Raw genomic sequence first — 17388 nt, 5'->3', positions numbered from 1 at the left:
CGGCAGCAACCCGTCCGGACTTAGAACGCCATTCGCCATTGCCCCGATACGCCGTGGTTTCGGCTGTCGCTACCGATCTCACCCGACAAGCCAACACCGAGTGTGTGGCTGGACGAGACGGCCAGATCAAGCCCGGTGTCGAGCGTCAGGCTGTTGCGATCCAGCTCCGCGCCGTAAACGGTGTAGTCATGGCCGCCGGTGACCAGACGTTGCCGGGTGCTGGTGTAGGTCTCGCCATAAACGTGTTTCCACCCCGCGCTGAGTCGTGGCGTGAGGCGCATGCCGTTATCCAGCGTGCTGACTTTCGCCATGCGCAGGCCGACGGTGGTGTTGAAGTTGCCTTGGGATTGAGCGTGAACCTTGAGCGCCGCCGCTCCGCCCTTCTCGGTGTAGCCGTCGCGCTGGTAGCGTTGGTAACCGAGGCTGGCAAATGGCTCGATGCTGACGTTGGCCCGACCCAGGTTGTATCCCGACTCGATGAACACTTGCTGGGTGCTGGCCTGGTAGTTGCCTTTCAGTCGGTCATGCAAGCGGCCGAACGCGACTTCGCGGCGGGTACTGCCTTCATGGTTGCTCCAGGCTGCGCCGAGCCGAAGTGACAGCGGGCCGGTCTGACGCAAGGCGTAAGCGCCGAGGTGCCAACTGTCGAGGTCTCCGTCCAGTTCCTTGCTGTCCATGCGCGTATCGGAGGTGCCGCCCATCAAACCCAGTCGCCATTCTTCGTCGAGGCGCCAGTCCGCACCGAGCAGCAGGCCTTTGGTGGAATGCTGCATGGGCTCCACATCGCGATCCAGTTTCCCGCTGTGGCCGAGGGCCTGCAGCCAGACCCTGCCGCTCTCGGCATTTCCGGCCGCGTGGCGCGGTGCGTTTGGCTGGTTTTCATGCAGGTTATCGAGCTGGTGCATGGCCGACAGCAGGCTGGCGCTGACCGGTGTGACGCTGCTCAAGGTGGCCTTGGCGAGGTTGGCGTTGCTGCCGCCGGCCAGTTGATCGTAGGCGAGGGCGGCCGTAGTTTCGTCGGCAGCGAGCAGGGCTTCGATGGCTGCGTTTCCCGGAGGTAGAGGGGAATCCGTTGACGGCGGCTGGTCTACCACTTGGGTTTGTTGAGATGCGGACGTTTCGGCCAGAACCGATTCCGGTAAGGGCGCTGGTTTTTCCAGGCTTTCTTTGAGTGCGCTGCCGCTTTGCGTCGTGGCGACCTTCTCGGAGGGAATGTCATCGGGTGCAGGAAGGGGTGCCGCTGGAATCTCAGTGCTGACCGGAAATGTTTCTGGCGTCGGAGCGATACTTTCTGCAAGCAGTGGCTCTGGAGCGAGACTGGGCGGAGCAGGTTTTTCTTTCTTCTTGCGCGCAGGCTTGGGTTTCACTTCGTCCATGACGGGCGCATCGGGCTCCGACTGCTCCGCCAGAGAAAATTCCACGCAACCGACTGCCAGCGCAACCGCCAGCACAAGATGTTGAAGCTTGTATTTGCATTGAATGGGCATTCAGTTCGTCTCATGTGAAATGAGGCCAAACTGTAAAAGTCGATGCCGGTCCACCGATGCCGGGCAATTCCGAGTCGGATGCAGGTGATGGCGTCTGCTTTTGTAGCCCGGGCGCTGGCAGGTAATGAACCCGCCATGATTACCCGATCGACCAGACGCCTTTACCTACAACTCCCGCTGAAATCCGGATTGGCGAAATCTCAAAAACTCATCTGCCACTGTCCGATCAACCCGTGATTACGGCTGTTGCTACCAATCTCGCCGCTGTATCCCAGCCCCAGCGTATGCCGCGCGGAAATGCCAAGATCCAGCCCTGCTTCGAGTACGAGGCTGTCGCGATCCAGCGAGCTGCCATCGACGCTGAACGCCGTGCCACCGACCACAAATGCCTGACGGGTCGAGCTGCTGACATCGCCGTAGGTGTGCTTCCAGCCGGCGGCCATCCGCGGGGTCAGGCTCATGCCATTGTCCAGCGAGCTGAGGTGCGCCAAGCGCAGGCCGAAGGTGCTGCTGAAGTTGTCCTGGGTCTGACTGTCGACCTGCAAGGCCGCGGCGCCACCCTTTTCCTGATAGCGGTCGCGGTGATAGCGCTGGTAGCCGAGGCTGGCGAACGGTTCGGCGCTGAGTCGGCCGCTGCCCATGGCGTAGCCGAGTTCGGCGAACGCTTGCTGGCTGTCGGCGTCGTAATCACCCTTGGGGCGATCGCTGAAACCATTGAACGCGATGGTGCGTTTGCTTTCGCCCTGATGACCGCTGTACGCCGCGCCCAAGCGCAAGGCGATCGGACCGTTTTGATGCAGCGCATAAACGCCGGCGTGCCAGCTCTCGACATTGCCGTCGAAGCCGGTGGCGTCCAGGTCAGTCTTCGAATAGCCGCCGAGCACGCCCAGACGCCATTGTGGATTCAGTGACCAGTCGGCACCGAGCACGCTGCCCTTGGTGCGTTGTTCCAGACCGCTGCTGCCGTGTTCGCCATCTAGCTTGCCGTAGCCGCCAATGGCCTGCAGCCAGAGCCGGCCCCGGGCGTTCGGATCGTTCAGGTTTCGTGCTTCGGACGGTACGCCGTTGGCGGCGAGGATCGGCGTATCACGCTGATCGAGGCCGACCATCAAGCCTGGGCTGCCGCCCATTTGCTGCATCGCCGAGAGCATGCTGCTGCCGACCTGGCTGCTGGCGCCGAGAGTGGCGCTGGTCAGGTTGGCGTTGCTGGTGCCGGCCAGTTGCTCGATGGCCGCGCCTGCACTGTTTTGAGTGGTGTTGAGCAAGGCGTTGTACAGCGCGTTGTTCTTGCCGATCGAGGCCAGGCTGTTGGCGGCGTTGCTGCCGTTGCCGGTGGCGGCGAATTCATTGAACGCCACGTCATTGCGGGTGTAAGTCAGGTCGACCTGCGTTGGCGTGTAAGCGAGGGTCGGCGTGAGGAACGCGTAGTCGCTGGTGACCGCGCCGAACGTGCCGTTGACCCGCGCTGCCTGCAGCACTGTGTAATGGCTCTGCCACGGATAAGTGCCGCTGCCGGGATTGACCGCCAGCGTTGCGCCGTTGAGGTTGGCCGTGCCGCCGACCTGGACCGGCGCGCTGCTGCCATCGGCATTGACGCCATAGGCGAGGGTGGATGCGCTGCCCATGTTCAAGTCGTGCACGATGGCCGCGGTGCCGAGGCGGGTGTCGGTGCGCAACGTGCCATTGACGTTGAGGTTGCCTACCGAACCGCCACCCGCATACACACCACCGGCGTCCACGGTCAGGTTGCCGGCGATACCGCCCTGGTTGATCAGCGTGGCGCCGTTGCGCACGGCACCACCGTCGCTGAAGTCGCCGCTGCCGGTGAGCGTCCAGGCACCTTGTTTGACTTCCAGCCATTCAAAGTTGCGGCTCGCACCGAAGCTGCCGCCCGCCGCGTCGTCCATTACCACGCGGTCATAACCGCTGCCGCCATCGACCACGCCGACAAAGCGGCTGCCGTTGCGCAGGGTCAGGCTGTCATTGCCGCCGCCCAGATCCAGCGCCAGCCCGTTACTGCCGCTGACGGTGCCACCGTTGATCACGTTGTCGGCGAACTCACCGACGAATTTCACCCCGAAACCGTCGAGGCCCTGGATGGTGCCGAAGTTCTCCAGCGTGGTGGCCGCCAGCCCAGAACCACCGCTGCCGTCGTCCACCAGAATTGCGCTGTTGGCGCCGCTGATCAGCGCATCCATGGCGTTGAGGATATAGCCGCCGCCCAGCGCAATGCCTTCACTGCCATTGGCGAAGCCACCCTTGTCCACACCGCCGGCGCCGGCGCCCTGGATGGTGCCGTAGTTTTCAATGTGGGCGATCTTGTCGATGTCCACGCCGTCGCCGTCGCCATTGGCTTGTAAACCGGAATAGGCGCCAGTGATGGTGCCGTGGTTGATCACCGTGCCGTCGCCATCGGAACCGAAACCGGAGCCGTTGCGCCCGGTGATTTGCCCGTAGTTGACCAGCGTCGCTCCCAGGTCGGTGGTGATGCCATGGCGCCCGCCCGAAATCACGCCGTAGTTGGTCACGCTGACACCGGTCGCGGTGTCGATATCGATGCCGTCGAACTTCTGGTCGGCGTTGTGCGAGTCACCGGTGGAGATCTCGCCGTAGTTGCTGATGGTCGCGTTGGCGCCGGTTTTCATGCCGTCGCTGGCGTCGCCACGAATCAGCCCGCCCGCGCGGTTGATGATCGTGGTTTTGACCCCGTCGCTGCGCAACGCATCCAGATCCAGGCCTTGGCCTGTGGTCGAGCGAATGGTGCCGCTGTTGTCGATCAGCAGGCTGGCGCTGACGAAGTTGCTGTCGATGCGAATCGCGTCGTTGGAGCCGAGAATCTGCCCGCCGCTGCGGTTATAGATGGCGTAGTTTCGCGCCTGGGTCAGGTCGCCGCTGCTGTCGATGGCACGGCCACCGGTAGAAATGATCTTGCCGGCGTTGTCGATGATCACGCCGACACCGCTGGTGCCGTCCTTGAGGCTTACCGCCTTGCCGCTGTTGGTGATGCTGCCCGGCGCCGAAATTGTCAGCGTGTCGCTGCCACCCAATGTCTGCGATGCAGTCGTGGCGGTGTCGATTTGCACGGTCTTGCCGTGGGCGGCGCTGGCGGCGATCAGCAGGGCAATGGCAAACGACAGGCGCTGGGGCGGGAAGGGCATGGGGCGGACGTCCTTTTTGTTATAAGCGGGGCGTCCTGTATAGCGGAGGGTTTTTACAGAATGATGTACGGACTATGTGCATTCTTTTGCAGTTCAGGCCTCAGATTTGGACGTTCATCTGCAATTCATTGCAGATCCGACGGTGGCGAAGAGTCGAAATCGCAGCCTTGGACATCGCTTGAACGAGATGCCACAGGCTGCGCTCTTTTACGTTCACTGGTTCAACCGCGGCACTCAACCAACCCCTTCACCTGCCCATCCGCCGCCTGATTCTCATCGCTCAACCAGCGTTCGAACCCCGCCGCAATCGCCGGCCATTCCGAGTCCAGAATCGAGTACCACGCGGTGTCGCGGTTCTGGCCCTTGACCACCATGTGCTGGCGAAACACACCTTCGAAGCTGAAGCCCAACCGCTCGGCCGCGTATTTGGAGCGGGCGTTGCCGTTGTTGCATTTCCATTCGAGGCGGCGGTAACCGAGGGCGAAGGATTCTTTGGCCAGCAGGTAGACCGCCTCGGTGCTTTTCGGCGAGCGCTGCATCGGGGCGCCGAAGGTGACGTGGCCGATTTCGATGCGGCCCTGGGCCGGGACGACCGACATCAGGCTGAGGATGCCTTGCACCTGGCCGCTGGCGCGGTCGATGACGCTGAAGAAATACGGATCGCTGTGGGCGGCGTGGTTGTTCAGCCAGTCATTGAAAGCACTGCGCTCCGGAAACGGGCCGTAGGGCAAATAGTCCCAGAGTTTCGGGTCGGCGCCGGGGCCTTGCAGGGCATTGAACAGGTCGTCGCCGTGGCGTGCCGGGTCGAGTTTTTCCAGGCGGATGAAGCGGCCTTCGATCAGGGTGGTGGAGGGCGGCGGCACGCCTTTCCAGTCAGCGAGAGAAATCGTCATGCACGTGGCTCCTTAAATGGCTTTGCGAAACTGGATGAAACCCGGGCGTTCGGCGATGCGCTCGTAGAGCTGGATCGCCGTGGCGTTGGTTTCGTGGGTCAGCCAGTGCACCTTGCAGCAACCGTCGGCCTTGGCCGTGGCGTACACGTGTTCGATCAGCAGGCGACCGACGCCGGTGCCACGGGTTTGCGGCTCCACCAGCAGGTCTTGCAGGTAGCAGGAGTTTTCGATGCTCCAGTTCGAACGATGGTAGATGAAATGCACCATGCCCACCGCTTTGCCGTCAGCCCAGGCGAGGGCGGCATGGGTCGGTTCGTTCGGGTCGAGAAAACGCTGCCAGGTGCTCTGGCTGACGGCGTCCGGCAATTCAGTGTTGTAGAAGCGCAGGTAGGCCTGCCACAGCGGCAGCCAGGCCGCGTGATCGACGGCGCTGACCGGACGGATGTCGATCTGACTCATGGTGATTTCCTTAACGCATCAAGTGAGCGAGGGTTTGATCGTTGATGTCGGAGCTGGCAGCCAGGCCTTCGCGCACGCCGGCGATGTCTTCGGCGCTGCGGTTCTGGCTGAGCTTGCGCTTGCCTTCGAGGCGATCGATCGGAATGGCGAACCCGACGATGGCCTTGAGCATGCCGTCGATGTAATCGGCCGGGGCATCGTCAACCGACCAGGGCTGGGCGCGGCCGGCCTCATGGCGGTTGGTGAGGGTGCTGACGATGTCCAGCAGGCGACCACCGTCGCTGAAGGTTTCGGCGTGACCGTAGGCGTGCACGGCAACGTAGTTCCAGGTCGGCACGACTTTGCCGTGCTCGGCCTTGCTCGGGTAAAAGCCCGGGCTGACGTAGGCATCGGCACCGGGGAAAATCAGCAGGGCCTCGGCGCCGTCGCGCAGGTCTTTCCACTGCGGATTGGCCTTGGCCAGATGCCCGTACAGCGTGCCGTTCGGACCTTGTTCGCGATGCAGCAACACCGGCACATGACTGGCTTGCAAGCCTTGTTCACCGTGGGTCACCAGGATGGCGAGGCGGGTGGCGAGGATCAGTTCGTGCAGTTGGGACAAGTCGTCGATGGCAAAGGCGCGGGGCGTGTACATGGAGATGATTTCCTTGGCGAATGGCTGCATCGTAGGCAGGCTATTGGTCTGTTGTAAGAGCCATTGATGACCAATTTCATAGGTCCATTGTCATGCCCGATTCGACCACGCTGTCACTGCCGTTCAACCCTGCCGGTATCGAGCTCGACCGCCGCAAAGGGCTGAGCCGTCAGCTCTATCAGGCCTTGCGCCTGCGGGTGCTCGACGGACGTCTGGCCAGCGGCACGCGCCTGCCGGCCAGCCGCGATCTGGCAGCGGCGCTGGGGATTTCCCGCAACAGCGTGGTGCGCGCCTACGATCAGCTGTATGCCGAAGGTTTCATTGAAGGCCGGGTCGGGGACGGCACTTATGTGGCGCAGTTACCGCAATCGGTGGCGCCCGCGAAAAAATTATCCACAAAAGTATCCACAGGGTTTTCAACAGGCTTACCCACAACCTTATCCACAATTTCGGTCAATTCCACTGGGGATTTATCCAGCAAAGTTATCCACAGTGGTGCATTGCAGCGGCTTGAGCAGAACCATTTACCGACGCCACCGAGCGGTCCGCCGCGAGCATTCCGGGTCGGTGTTCCGGCGTTTGATCTGTTTCCGTTCGACGTCTGGGCCAAGCTGAACGCGGCGTTCTGGCGCAAACCCGATTTGCAGCAACTGTGTTACGGCGACCCGGCGGGCGATGCGCGCCTGCGCGGTCTGATCGCCGCTTATTTGCGCAGTTCGCGCGGCCTGCAGTGCTCGGCTGAGCAAATTGTGATCACCAGTGGCGCGCAACAGGGCATCAGCCTTTGTGCACAGTTGCTGGTGGAGCCGGGCGCCGGGGTGGGCATCGAGAATCCCGGCTATCGCGCAGCGGGTCATGCGTTCGCCTTGGCCGGCGGTCGATTGCACGGTATTGCCGTGGACGAAGAGGGCATCGACTGCGCGGCACTGGCGGCCGCCGAAGATTGCCGGGTGGCTTATGTCACGCCGTCTCATCAATACCCGACCGGTGTGGTGATGAGCCTGGCGCGACGTCTGGAACTGCTGGCCTGGGCCGAGCGCACCGGCGGCTGGATCGTCGAGGACGACTACGACGGCGAATATCGCTACACCGGCGCGCCACTGGCTCCGCTGGCTGCGCTCGATCGCCAGGGTCGCGTGTTGTACGTCGGCACTTTCGGCAAGGTCGCGTTCCCGGCGCTGCGCCTGGGGTATCTGGTGTTGCCGCCGGGGCTGGTGGAAGCCTTTGCCCAGCGACGCGCGGTGGATGTCCGGCATTCCGAAGTGAGCACTCAAGCGGTGATGGCCGAATTCATGGCGGCCGGGCATTTCCAGCGGCACATCCGGCGGATGCGTCGGGCAGCCCTCAGTCGGCGTAACGCCCTCATCAACGGTTGGCCGCAAGGATTGGCGGGCGTGGGTGAGCTGCCGGCGGTGTCAGCGGGACTGCATCTCACCGTGGCGGTCGACAGCGTGGCCCGCGAACAACAGCTGATCGAGCAGGCCGCCAGCGTGGAAGTGGAAGTCCACGGCCTGAGCAAGTATTGGCTGCCGGACTCGACGACCCTGATCGATCAGCGCGCCGGTCTGGTGCTGGGTTTTGCGGCGGTGCCGGAGCCGGCGATCGAGTCGGCTCTGGCCCGTCTGCGTGAAGTCTGGCGCCCTTAAGCGTCTTTCGGTTGAGCCTGCGGCTGCGATTTCAGGAACAGATCGCGTACCTGCGGATCGACGATGCGCCGTAGTGCATTGTCGACGGCATCGAAGGTGCTGAGTGACTGCCGCGTTTTGTCATCGAGCGTCTGCAGATAGGCATCGGCCGGTTTCAGGTGGGCGGTGGTGTACAGCTCATCTGCATCCCCGAGCTGGTCGTAGTGGAAGTGCGCCACCCACAGCGGCTTGTCAGCGTTGTTCCTGTCGAGAATCCGATACTCCTGAAAGTAGTCCCCGCGATAACGGGTACGAATGCGCCCGCGAGGGTCTTTGCTGACCTTGACCTGCCCGTTGTCGTGCATCCAGTGGAAATAGGTTTCCCGAGGTTTGCGGTGTTTAAGCATGGTCGCATAGACCGCTATGCCTTCGGCCTGTGTGCGGATGGCACCCGCGCGCAGGTTCGGGATGAGGGAGGTGACGGGCCACGGATCCTTCCTGGCGTTTTTTCTTCGGGTGATAGCGCTTTCGACGTCATTGGCCGCTTGCTTGAGCCGCTCGACTTGCTGTTCGAACATGTCGCGGATGTCGGCGGGAATGCGCCCTGGTCGCTTGGCATCCTCGCGGGTCTTCCTGTTGAATCGGTCGATGTCCGCTTCAAGCTGGATGGCCGATGAAAGAAGGTCCTCGTCATCCTTGGGCATCTTCGGGTCAGGTCGTCGAGTGGACAGTTTGACGAACGGGACCTCTGCGCTGGAGTCGCCCTCCGGGGCAGTGGAAGCCTGCTCGTCCACCTCTGGGCGGGGGCGGCTCTTGGAGACCTTCACTTTGGACTGCGATGTGGAGGGCTGCGGTCTGGACTTGACGGGTGCCGGTCGTTCCTCAGGTTCAGGCAGTTCCGTGGTCAGTCGATTGCGAGCCAGCAGGTGGAACTCGCCGATCAGCTCGCGAACCCTGTCGAGTCTGTCCTGGACGAACTGGCCGGGATGGTCGGCAGGCAGCTGTTCGACGCGTTCACCGAGGCTGGCGAAGAGGTCGTTCCATTGCGACAGGCGTTCGAGACGCGCTGGCTGTCCGTCTGCGGTCACCGCTGTTTTGCTCAACAGGATCAGCTCATGGCTGGCGTCGGCGGCAGCAGCCGTAATGATCCCGATGGCAATACGGGCGGCATTCATGGCGGCCCCCGGTTGATCCACGACACAGCGTTCATAGGACATGCCGATTTCATTGGCCTTGAGATCGAGCGGGCTGAAGTCTGGCAGCAGCAATTCCAGTCGTGTGGCCACTTCTCTGGCCTTGGCCGAGTGGCTGTTCAAGACGTGCAGCGAACGATCCAGGGTCTGCAGGGTGGCAATCATTTCGTCGCTCATCGCGGTGGCGACGGTGGCTATTTCGATCTGCTTGTTTCGCGGTATCGCTGTCTGGTTGATTGCGCTGTCAACGAATATTTGCGTGGTCTTGGCATAAGTCCGCATCTTCACTCGCAGCCACGAGCCAAAACAGCGGTGCTGACCCAGAGTAAGGCTCATCAGTCTGGCCTGGTGTACCGAGCCGCCGCCCCCTGCCTCGCGCCAGATCTCGAGTTGGTCCAGGGCCTTGGTGTAGTCATTGCCCAGCTTCGTGGCGCGGTCCAGATAAATGGATGCGGAGTGCTCGAATCCGGCTTCGCTGATATCCCGTGGAAGGGCGACCAGTGCTCGCAGCAGCAGTGTTTTCGCTTCGGTTTCGCCTGCTTCAAATTGTTCCAGCTCAGTCCACGCTGCATCCATGATCTGTTTTTTGGATCGACGGAATGCCTCGATCCGGCTTCTCGGCATGCCGCCGCGCAAGCGCAGTTTCGGGTCCCAGTGCCATTGTCCGGCCGTCTCGTCGTATTTCAGGGCCATGCCGATACGCTGTGGGTCGGCCGGGTCAACGATGTGAACCGGCTCGCCTGGCCGGGCGATCACTTCAAACCAGCGCATGCCGACCTGGACGCACGTCTTGCCGTCGAGGGTGTAGAGGTGAGTGACCGACGAGGCTCGTTTGCCGCTCAAGTCAGGTGCGGCGATGCTGAAACGGTCGAGCATCGCGATGAAGCGTGCGCTGGTGCCAGGTCGCAACAGCGTCCCCTGTTCGAGTTGAGTGAAATGATCGGCAGGGACTTCGCCGGTGACAACCAGCGGATCGAGGACGACGGATGGCGCGACCGCTGGCGCAGGTTGCGGCGTTCTCGCGGACGCCACGCTCTCCGGCGTCCCTTGCTCGAACTCGTACGATTTACTCCGGCGCGGCGACCAGGAGCGGTTGCGTCGTACCACGGCGTGCTGAGTCATGATGATGCCGAGGGTGAGCAGAACATCGGCGGTGGATTGCCAGGCCACCAGATTGTCGTCGCGTTCATGGGCATCAATCGCCTGCTGGATCTGCGTGATGGTCTGCCAGACCCAGACAGCGGTGCCGGCTGCGCCGCTCATGAAATTTGCGGCGACGCTGAAAATGGCCCAGCCGCTGTCCGCCAGAAGTGCCCAGCGACGCTCACGGTTGGACTGTGACTGACGGTTCGCAAGCTCGACCAGTGCCTGACTGTTCGCCGCGTACAGCGCAGCGAGGATGTCGCCGTCGAGCGGCGCATTTTCCAGTTCGATCGGGCCGGTCAGGTCCAGATGCATGAACGGTTCCGTGGCCAGTTGAGTGACGATCCACGGCGAGGGCAGACCCACCGGGAAGGCGTATTGCGAGTACTCGAAACTCAGGGCCGCGCTGCCCATCCAGGCGAGTACCGAATTGCGCAGTTCGCCCGCCTGATACAGCGCATACATCAGGTTCTGCAACGAAGCGAACTGCATCAATGGGGTGTCCAGCAGCGGTCGGTACAAAAGACAGGGACCGTGTGCGTGATCTCGCGGACAAATGATGAACATGTTGGCGACCACATCCGAGCGCCGGCTCAAGCGGCGGCGCGGGACGAACGCCAGAGGCCGGATGGTCACCGGATGTTCGGCCGCCGGCAGTTTGCGGTTGATGGCATCCATCAACTGGCAGACATAGGTATAGCCACGCTCATCGATTGCACCCTGGCGTCTGAGTTTGCACTCCAGCGCGAGCATCGGCAGAAGCGTCGGCAGCTGGCGCAGATAGCGAGTCCGGTGCGCGGTCGAACGGATCGGGTCATCGATCAGCGCGCGTTTGATCAGTTGCGGATAGTGACCACCGATGTCGACCTTTTCCGCGACGGCGGTCAGAAAATCCACCGTCAACCAGCCAGGTACGGCTCGGCCATCGTCGAAGGCGATCGTGGCCTGGTAGGGCGTGGCGTTTTGCAGGGCAAATTCACCCAGGGTTTCGTGTACCTGATCAAATGGATTGGGCAGCGTGAAGCCGCCGGTTTCGAGGCTGTTCGTCACCGTGATTCGCAGCTGTTCCAGAGGCAGGTCGGCGGCGCCTTCAGCGCTTTCGTCGGCAATGATCGCTTCACGCATCCGGCGTTCGGCGTAGGGTTTGATCAGGGGAATGTCGTCTTCCCTGAACGCGCCATTCCCGGCTTCGTTGCGCAACGTGCCGAGCTCGGCAACGTAGCGACTGTAGTCCTGCAGGTCATGCGCCGACCCATCGAGCAACCAGTCGGGAATGGCCTCTTCCAGCTGGTCGAGCCGAGCCCGCTCAAGTGGGCTGAATCGACTGCGGCGCTGGCGGCCGGAACCGGCGTGGGCACTGATCGACCGGCTGGCGGGATCCAGTGCCTCGATCGCGCCGAGCTGGTTGCTGATCTGCGCCTGGGCGACGGCATCGAAGATGTTTCCTTCGGGCTCGATCAGGCGCCATTTCAAGGAGCGATCGGACAGCCGGGGATCGAGTCGCTGCGGCAATGTTTCTCCCAGCGCGGTCAGCGAGTCGAATGATTCATAGCCATCGGCAACGGTGTACATCAGGATCCGGTTTCGTTTTTTGACGGTGGCGGTCAGCACGAGAGCGCCGGCGACAAGCAGGTGTGTGCTGTCCTCACCGTCGACCAGTTCGATGTCCATCAGGCAGGCTTTCAGTCCGACGAAATCGTTGGCTGCGGTCGAGCGCTCACTCCGGTCCGGATGCTGCGCGACAAATCGTGCGAATGCGCATTCGTCGGCGTCCCAGCCGCTGGCCGACTGCACATTTGCCGCCGAGCACAACTGATCGGACAGCTCTTGCCAGCGTGGCTGGCCATTGGCGGACTCGTTCCAGTAATCGAGCTGACGCTGCTGATATTCGAGGAACAGAAAAGGTGCGAGGTCGTTCACCAGCGCAGTGATGTCGTCCATGCTCACCGGCAGAAGAGTGGGAGGAACTGCGTTGGGTGTTCGGGTCAGGAAGTGCTCGCCTTCGATGTAATCGGCTGTGGTCTTGTGCAGGCAGTGCTGGATGAAGGCATGGGTCAGCGACTCGAAGGCGAAGACCCTGGCGGTGTTCTCTGAGGTGTCGGCCTCGCGCAGAGGTGTCGCGAGCATGCAGTGATCCGGATCGATGTGTTGGTCGGGATAGCTTTTGTTCAGTCCTTCGCGCAACAACGTCGAGGCGACTTGATGCAGCGAGTAGCCCTGGCCGGTCAGTTCGACCAGCCGGCTCTGTTTCAGCAAAGGAGGGGAAACGTCTGGGGCGGCGGCAGGTTCAGTCATGTTCATGTCCACGGGGAAAAATCGGACACTAAAATCCTGGCCGCGCTGCGATGCGGTACATAGATCTTGCAGGCAAAAAAAGACCCGCGGCTGCGGGTCTGGTCGGGTTGCAGCGCTTCAGGTGCCGGACTTGATCTTGGTCCAGGCCCGGGTGCGCGCCCGTTCCGCATCACGCGGCAACGGTTGCAGGGTGTAGAGCGTGTTCATCGCCGCATCGGTCGGGTACAGATTCGGGTTGTTGCGAATCGCCGGGTCGACAAGTTCGGTGGCGTCCTTGTTCGGGTTCGGATAACCGACAAAATCGCTGACCGGCGCAATCACCTGCGGTTGCAGCAGGTAGTTGATGAAGGTGTAGGCATCCTGCGGATTCTTCGCACCTTTCGGGATGGCAAGCATGTCGAACCAGATCGGCGCGCCTTCTTTCGGCAGACGCATGTCCACCACCACGCCATTTTTCGCTTCCTTGGCGCGGTTGGCCGCTTGCGAGAAGCTGCCCGAATAGCCGACGGCAACGCAGATGTCGCCGTTGGCGATGTCGGCCATGTACTTGGACGAATGGAAGTAGGTCACGTACGGACGAATCTTCATCAGCAGCGCTTCAGCCTTGGCGTAGTCCGCCGGGTTCTTGCTGTTGGGATCCAGACCGAGGTGTTGCAGGGCCAGCGGCAGAATCTCCGATGGCGAGTCGAGCAGGGCCACGCCGCACTGCTTGAGCTTGCTGATGTTCTCTTCCTTGAAGATCAGGTCCCAGCTGTCCAACGGCGCGTTGTTACCCAGCGCGGCCTTGACCTTGGCCGGGTTGAAGCCGATCAGGATGGTGCCGTACATGTACGGCACGGCGAACTGGTTGCCCGGATCGTTGGCTTCGATCAGCTTCATCAGTTTCGGGTCGAGGTGGTTCCAGTTCGGCAACTGGCTGCGATCCAGCGGCTGGAACACCCCGGCCTCGATCTGCTTGGCGAGGAACACGTTGGACGGCACTACCACGTCATAGCCGGAGTTGCCGGTCAGCAGCTTGGCCTCCAGCGCTTCGTTGGTGTCGAAGATGTCGTAGACCAGTTTGGTCTGGCTGTTCTGCGCCTTGAAATCTTCCAGTGCCTTGGGAGTGATGTAGTCGAACCAGTTGTAGACGCGCAGGGTACGTTCTTCCGCATGAGCGCCGCCGCTGCTCAGCAGCGCCGCGCACAACGCCGGCGCGATGAAGTGCTTGAGTCTGCTCATTGTTCGAAACCTTCAAGCACGTTCACCGCGTTGATGCCGATTTCTTCCACCGCGTAGCCACCTTCCATGACGAACAGGGTCGGTTTGCCGAGGGCCGCGATGCGTTTGCCCATCGCCAGGTAATCCGGACTGTCGAGCTTGAACTGCGAGATCGGATCGTCCTTGAAGGTGTCCACACCCAGCGACACGACGATGATGTCGGCGCCGTAGTTGTCGATCTCCTGGCAGGCCTGATCCAGTGCCGCACTCCAGACGTCCCAGCCGGAACCGGCCGGCAGTGGATAGTTGAAGTTGAAGCCTTCACCGGCGCCTTCGCCGCGTTCGTCTTCGTAGCCGAGGAAGAACGGGAATTCCGCTTCCGGATGGCCGTGGATCGAAGTGAACAGCACGTCGCTGCGCTCGTAGAAAATCGATTGGGTGCCGTTGCCGTGGTGGTAGTCGACGTCGAGGATAGCGACCTTCTTGTGGCCCTGATCGAGGAACGCTTGAGCGGCGATGGCGGCGTTGTTGAGGTAGCAATAACCGCCCATCAAATCACCGGCAGCGTGGTGTCCCGGTGGACGGCACAGGGCGAAGGCACCACGGGCGCCACGCTGGATTTCCGCTTGTGCGGTCAGTGCCACTTGCGCCGCGCTGTACGCCGCTTGCCAGGTGCCGGCGGTGATCGGTGCGCCGCCGTCGAAGCTGTAATAGCCGAGCTGGCCGTGCAGGCTGGTCGGTTTGACCTGACGCAAGGTGCGCGCCGGCCAGGTGTAGGGCAGCAAGTCACCGTCGGTGTTGAATTCGGTCCAGCGCGCCCAGGCGCCTTTGAAGAAGTCGAGGTAGTCGCGGCTGTGAATGCGCTCGATCGGCCCGAGGCCGAAATCCTTCGGCGCCTCGACCGGGCCGAGGTTTTGATTTTTTACCCGTTGCAGCACGTGGTCGGCGCGTGACGGCATCTCGAAGCAAGGCTTGAGTTGCCCGTCGATCAATTCGCAGCGGCCATGGTGCAGGTGGTGATCGTCAGAGTAGATCGTCAGCATTTGTTGTTCTCCGCAGGGGCTGATTCGGTTGGCTCCAGTGTTGCGGCGCGGGGCGAATCGGAGAACGGCCAGAGAGGCCAAAAGGGGATCGATATGGCCAAAAATACTGACCTGATATCGCCCCTCGACGGTTTAACCGTGTGGTCGGAACTGACTCGGCGCCACACCGCTCCAGCGCACGAAGGCATGGCGGAAGCTCGCAGTCTCGCTGAAACCGAGGGTTTCGGCGATGCGGTAGATCGGCAATTGATCCTCGCAAAGCATCTGCTTGGCTCGCTCGAAACGCAGTTCGTCGAGCAGCTCCTGATAGCTGCAACCCATGTCTTTCAGATGCCGGCGCAGCGTGCGTGGCGAGCAGTTCATCTGCTGCGCCAGACCTTCCAGCCCCGGTGCGGCATTGAGTTGTGCGCTGAGCAACTGGCGGATCCGCCCCAGCCACGCCTGGCGGCCGGTGAACTCGGTGTTCTGTTTGCGGCAGCGTTCGGCCATGGCCTGGTGGGTGATGATGTCGGCCAGCGGCAGCGGCTGGTCGAGCCAGCGCCGGTCGAAGGCGAAGGCGTTGTCCTTGGCGCCGAAGTGCAGGGGCGCCTTGAAGTGTTCGGAATAGCTGTCGCGATAGTCTGGCGCGCTGTGTTCGAAGCGGGCAGCCAGCAATGGCAACGGATGGCCGAGCAGGTCGTCGCAGATGACTTTCAGCGACACCAGACAGAACTCCGCGTTGAACACCGCCATCGCCGGGCTCTCGCGATAATCGGCGGCGACAAACCAGACGCGCTCGCCGTCATCTTCCAGGCTCAGCTCGAAAAGTGTTCCCAGCAGCGCCGGATAACGGATCGCCAGGCGCAAAGCGTCACCGAAGGTGGCACAGGTCAGCAGCGCGTAACCGAGGATGCCGTAGCAGGAAACATGCATGCGCCGGCCCAGCTCCAGACCGATGTCGTGTTTGAGCGCGACCGCGTTGGCGCAGACCTGCATCTCCTGATTGGTGGTGATGCGGGTGTCGGCCCGGCTCAGATCCGCCGCGCTGATGCCGCTGCCGGCCAGTAACGCTTCGCTGGACAGGCCTTGATCCCTGAAGGTGTTGAGCACCAGTGAGACAGCGTTGAGGGTGGTGAGGTGGGAGTGGAGCATCGGGGACTTCCAGCCTTGGGGTGCTGGAAACGGCAGCAAGTTGCATGCCGGGCTGTGGGAGCAGAGGTGCTCCCACAGCTTGTTGCGATCAGATGAGCTCGCCGCACAGATCGAGTTCGACCAGTCGCCGCACTTCAGCTGTCTCAAGACCCGCACCAAGCAATCCGTTCAACTTGCCGAACGCTGCTTCGCGGGTCATGCCGCCACCGGACAGCACGCCAACGCCACGCAAGCGGCTGCCCGCTTCGTAGACATCCAGCTCAACACCGCCTTCATGGCACTGCGTGACCGCAACCACCACGACACCGTTGTCCCGCGCCCGGCCAAGGCTGGCGAGGAATTGCGGGTTGTCGCTTGGCCCGGTGCCGCTGCCGTAGCACTCCAGCACCAGACCCTGAATGCCGCTGTCGAGCAGGCCGTCGATGATCTCGGCGCCGATTCCCGGGAACAACGGCAACACGGCAACCTTGACCAGTTGCTTGGGCTGGTTGTAGTTCAGCGCGGCCGGCAAGGAAGTGGCTTTCACGCCGCCGCCCTGACGCTCCAGGCGTTTGAACGGATGACGGCCGAAGCTGCGCACTTTCGCGCAACGGGTCGGCGCCAGCAGTTCGCCGTGGAAATACAGATGCACGCCCGGCGCCAGGCCGTGGCCGAGGGCGACCAGTGCGCCGCTGAGGTTTTCCCAGGCGTCGCTGTCGGTGACGCCGGCCGGCAGCATCGAACCGGTGAAGCACACGCGGGCATGCAGGCCGAGCAACTGGAAGCTCATGGCGGCGGCGCTGTAGGCCAGGGTGTCGGTGCCGTGCAGGATCAGCACGCTGTCGCAACCTTGCACATCGACGGCATCGACGACGGCTTCACGCAGTTGCTGCCAGTAGGCCGGGGTCATATTGGCGCTGTCGATCAGCGGCGACATCTCGCGAAAGCGCCACTGCGGCACCACCAGCTCTGGCTGGCTGTGCAGGTAATCGCGCATCCGCGCTTCGAAACCGGAAGCCGGGGCCAGGCCATTAACGCTGGCCTGCATGCCGATGGTGCCACCGGTGTACAGCACCATGACGTGCTGGGCGGCAGGGTAGGTCGAGGAATTCATGGGGAGTTCTCCTGAACGAGGACAGCATGCGGTC

General features: G+C 62.3%; 11 protein-coding genes. 1 reads left to right on the top strand and 10 read right to left on the bottom strand.

Features of this window, described 5'->3' with window-relative positions; all coding sequences use genetic code 11:
• Nucleotides 1-20 precede the first annotated feature (20 nt).
• The 5 genes from CAF74_RS23755 to CAF74_RS23735 form a co-directional block, all read right to left on the bottom strand.
• The gene (locus tag CAF74_RS23755) at nucleotides 21-1487 is read right to left on the bottom strand and encodes an autotransporter domain-containing protein (RefSeq protein WP_085747962.1); all 1467 of its coding nucleotides are present in this window, start codon (nucleotides 1485-1487) and stop codon (nucleotides 21-23) included.
• Nucleotides 1488-1687: 200 nt separating this feature from the next.
• Entirely contained in the window at nucleotides 1688-4645 is a 2958-nt protein-coding gene (locus tag CAF74_RS23750) for an autotransporter domain-containing protein (protein WP_085747961.1), read from the bottom strand.
• A gap of 221 nt (nucleotides 4646-4866) precedes the next feature.
• Complete coding sequence (locus CAF74_RS23745) at nucleotides 4867-5538, bottom strand: GNAT family N-acetyltransferase (RefSeq protein ID WP_085747960.1); 672 nt, start codon at nucleotides 5536-5538, stop codon at nucleotides 4867-4869.
• Between the two features lie 12 nt (nucleotides 5539-5550).
• On the bottom strand, nucleotides 5551-5997 hold the full coding sequence (locus CAF74_RS23740; protein ID WP_085747959.1) for a GNAT family N-acetyltransferase: 447 nt from the start codon (nucleotides 5995-5997) through the stop codon (nucleotides 5551-5553).
• 10 nt (nucleotides 5998-6007) lie between these two features.
• The gene (locus CAF74_RS23735; protein WP_085747958.1) at nucleotides 6008-6631 is read right to left on the bottom strand and encodes an FMN-binding negative transcriptional regulator; all 624 of its coding nucleotides are present in this window, start codon (nucleotides 6629-6631) and stop codon (nucleotides 6008-6010) included.
• 92 nt (nucleotides 6632-6723) lie between these two features.
• Here CAF74_RS23735 and CAF74_RS23730 point away from each other — a divergent pair, with 92 nt between their 5' ends.
• On the top strand, nucleotides 6724-8277 hold the full coding sequence (locus CAF74_RS23730) for a PLP-dependent aminotransferase family protein (protein ID WP_085747957.1): 1554 nt from the start codon (nucleotides 6724-6726) through the stop codon (nucleotides 8275-8277).
• On the opposite strand, the gene CAF74_RS23725 is transcribed toward CAF74_RS23730, so the two are convergent.
• From CAF74_RS23725 to CAF74_RS23705, 5 genes are all read right to left on the bottom strand, one after another.
• Nucleotides 8274-12887 (bottom strand): dermonecrotic toxin domain-containing protein, encoded by a 4614-nt coding sequence (locus tag CAF74_RS23725; RefSeq protein WP_085748074.1) that lies wholly within the window; start codon nucleotides 12885-12887, stop codon nucleotides 8274-8276. The two genes, CAF74_RS23730 and CAF74_RS23725, sit on opposite strands and share 4 nt — an antisense overlap.
• Nucleotides 12888-13004: 117 nt before the next feature.
• Nucleotides 13005-14108: a polyamine ABC transporter substrate-binding protein gene (locus CAF74_RS23720; protein WP_085747956.1), complete on the bottom strand. Its 1104-nt coding sequence runs from the start codon at nucleotides 14106-14108 to the stop codon at nucleotides 13005-13007.
• Nucleotides 14105-15130, bottom strand: a complete 1026-nt coding sequence (locus tag CAF74_RS23715) for a histone deacetylase family protein (RefSeq protein WP_007954279.1) — start codon at nucleotides 15128-15130, stop codon at nucleotides 14105-14107. Before CAF74_RS23715 ends, CAF74_RS23720 begins: the two co-directional genes overlap by 4 nt.
• Before the next feature lie 132 nt (nucleotides 15131-15262).
• A complete protein-coding gene (locus CAF74_RS23710) occupies nucleotides 15263-16261 on the bottom strand; it encodes an AraC family transcriptional regulator (protein ID WP_085747955.1) in 999 nt (332 codons plus the stop codon).
• Between the two features lie 88 nt (nucleotides 16262-16349).
• Complete coding sequence (locus CAF74_RS23705; RefSeq protein ID WP_085747954.1) at nucleotides 16350-17354, bottom strand: asparaginase; 1005 nt, start codon at nucleotides 17352-17354, stop codon at nucleotides 16350-16352.
• Nucleotides 17355-17388 lie beyond the last annotated feature (34 nt).

Source organism: Pseudomonas sp. R45(2017), from assembly GCF_002112305.1.
GTDB classification, from domain to species: domain Bacteria; phylum Pseudomonadota; class Gammaproteobacteria; order Pseudomonadales; family Pseudomonadaceae; genus Aquipseudomonas; species Aquipseudomonas paraglycinae.
Note: the sequence above shows the minus strand (reverse complement) of the source record. Positions and strands in the feature narration are given on the sequence as shown.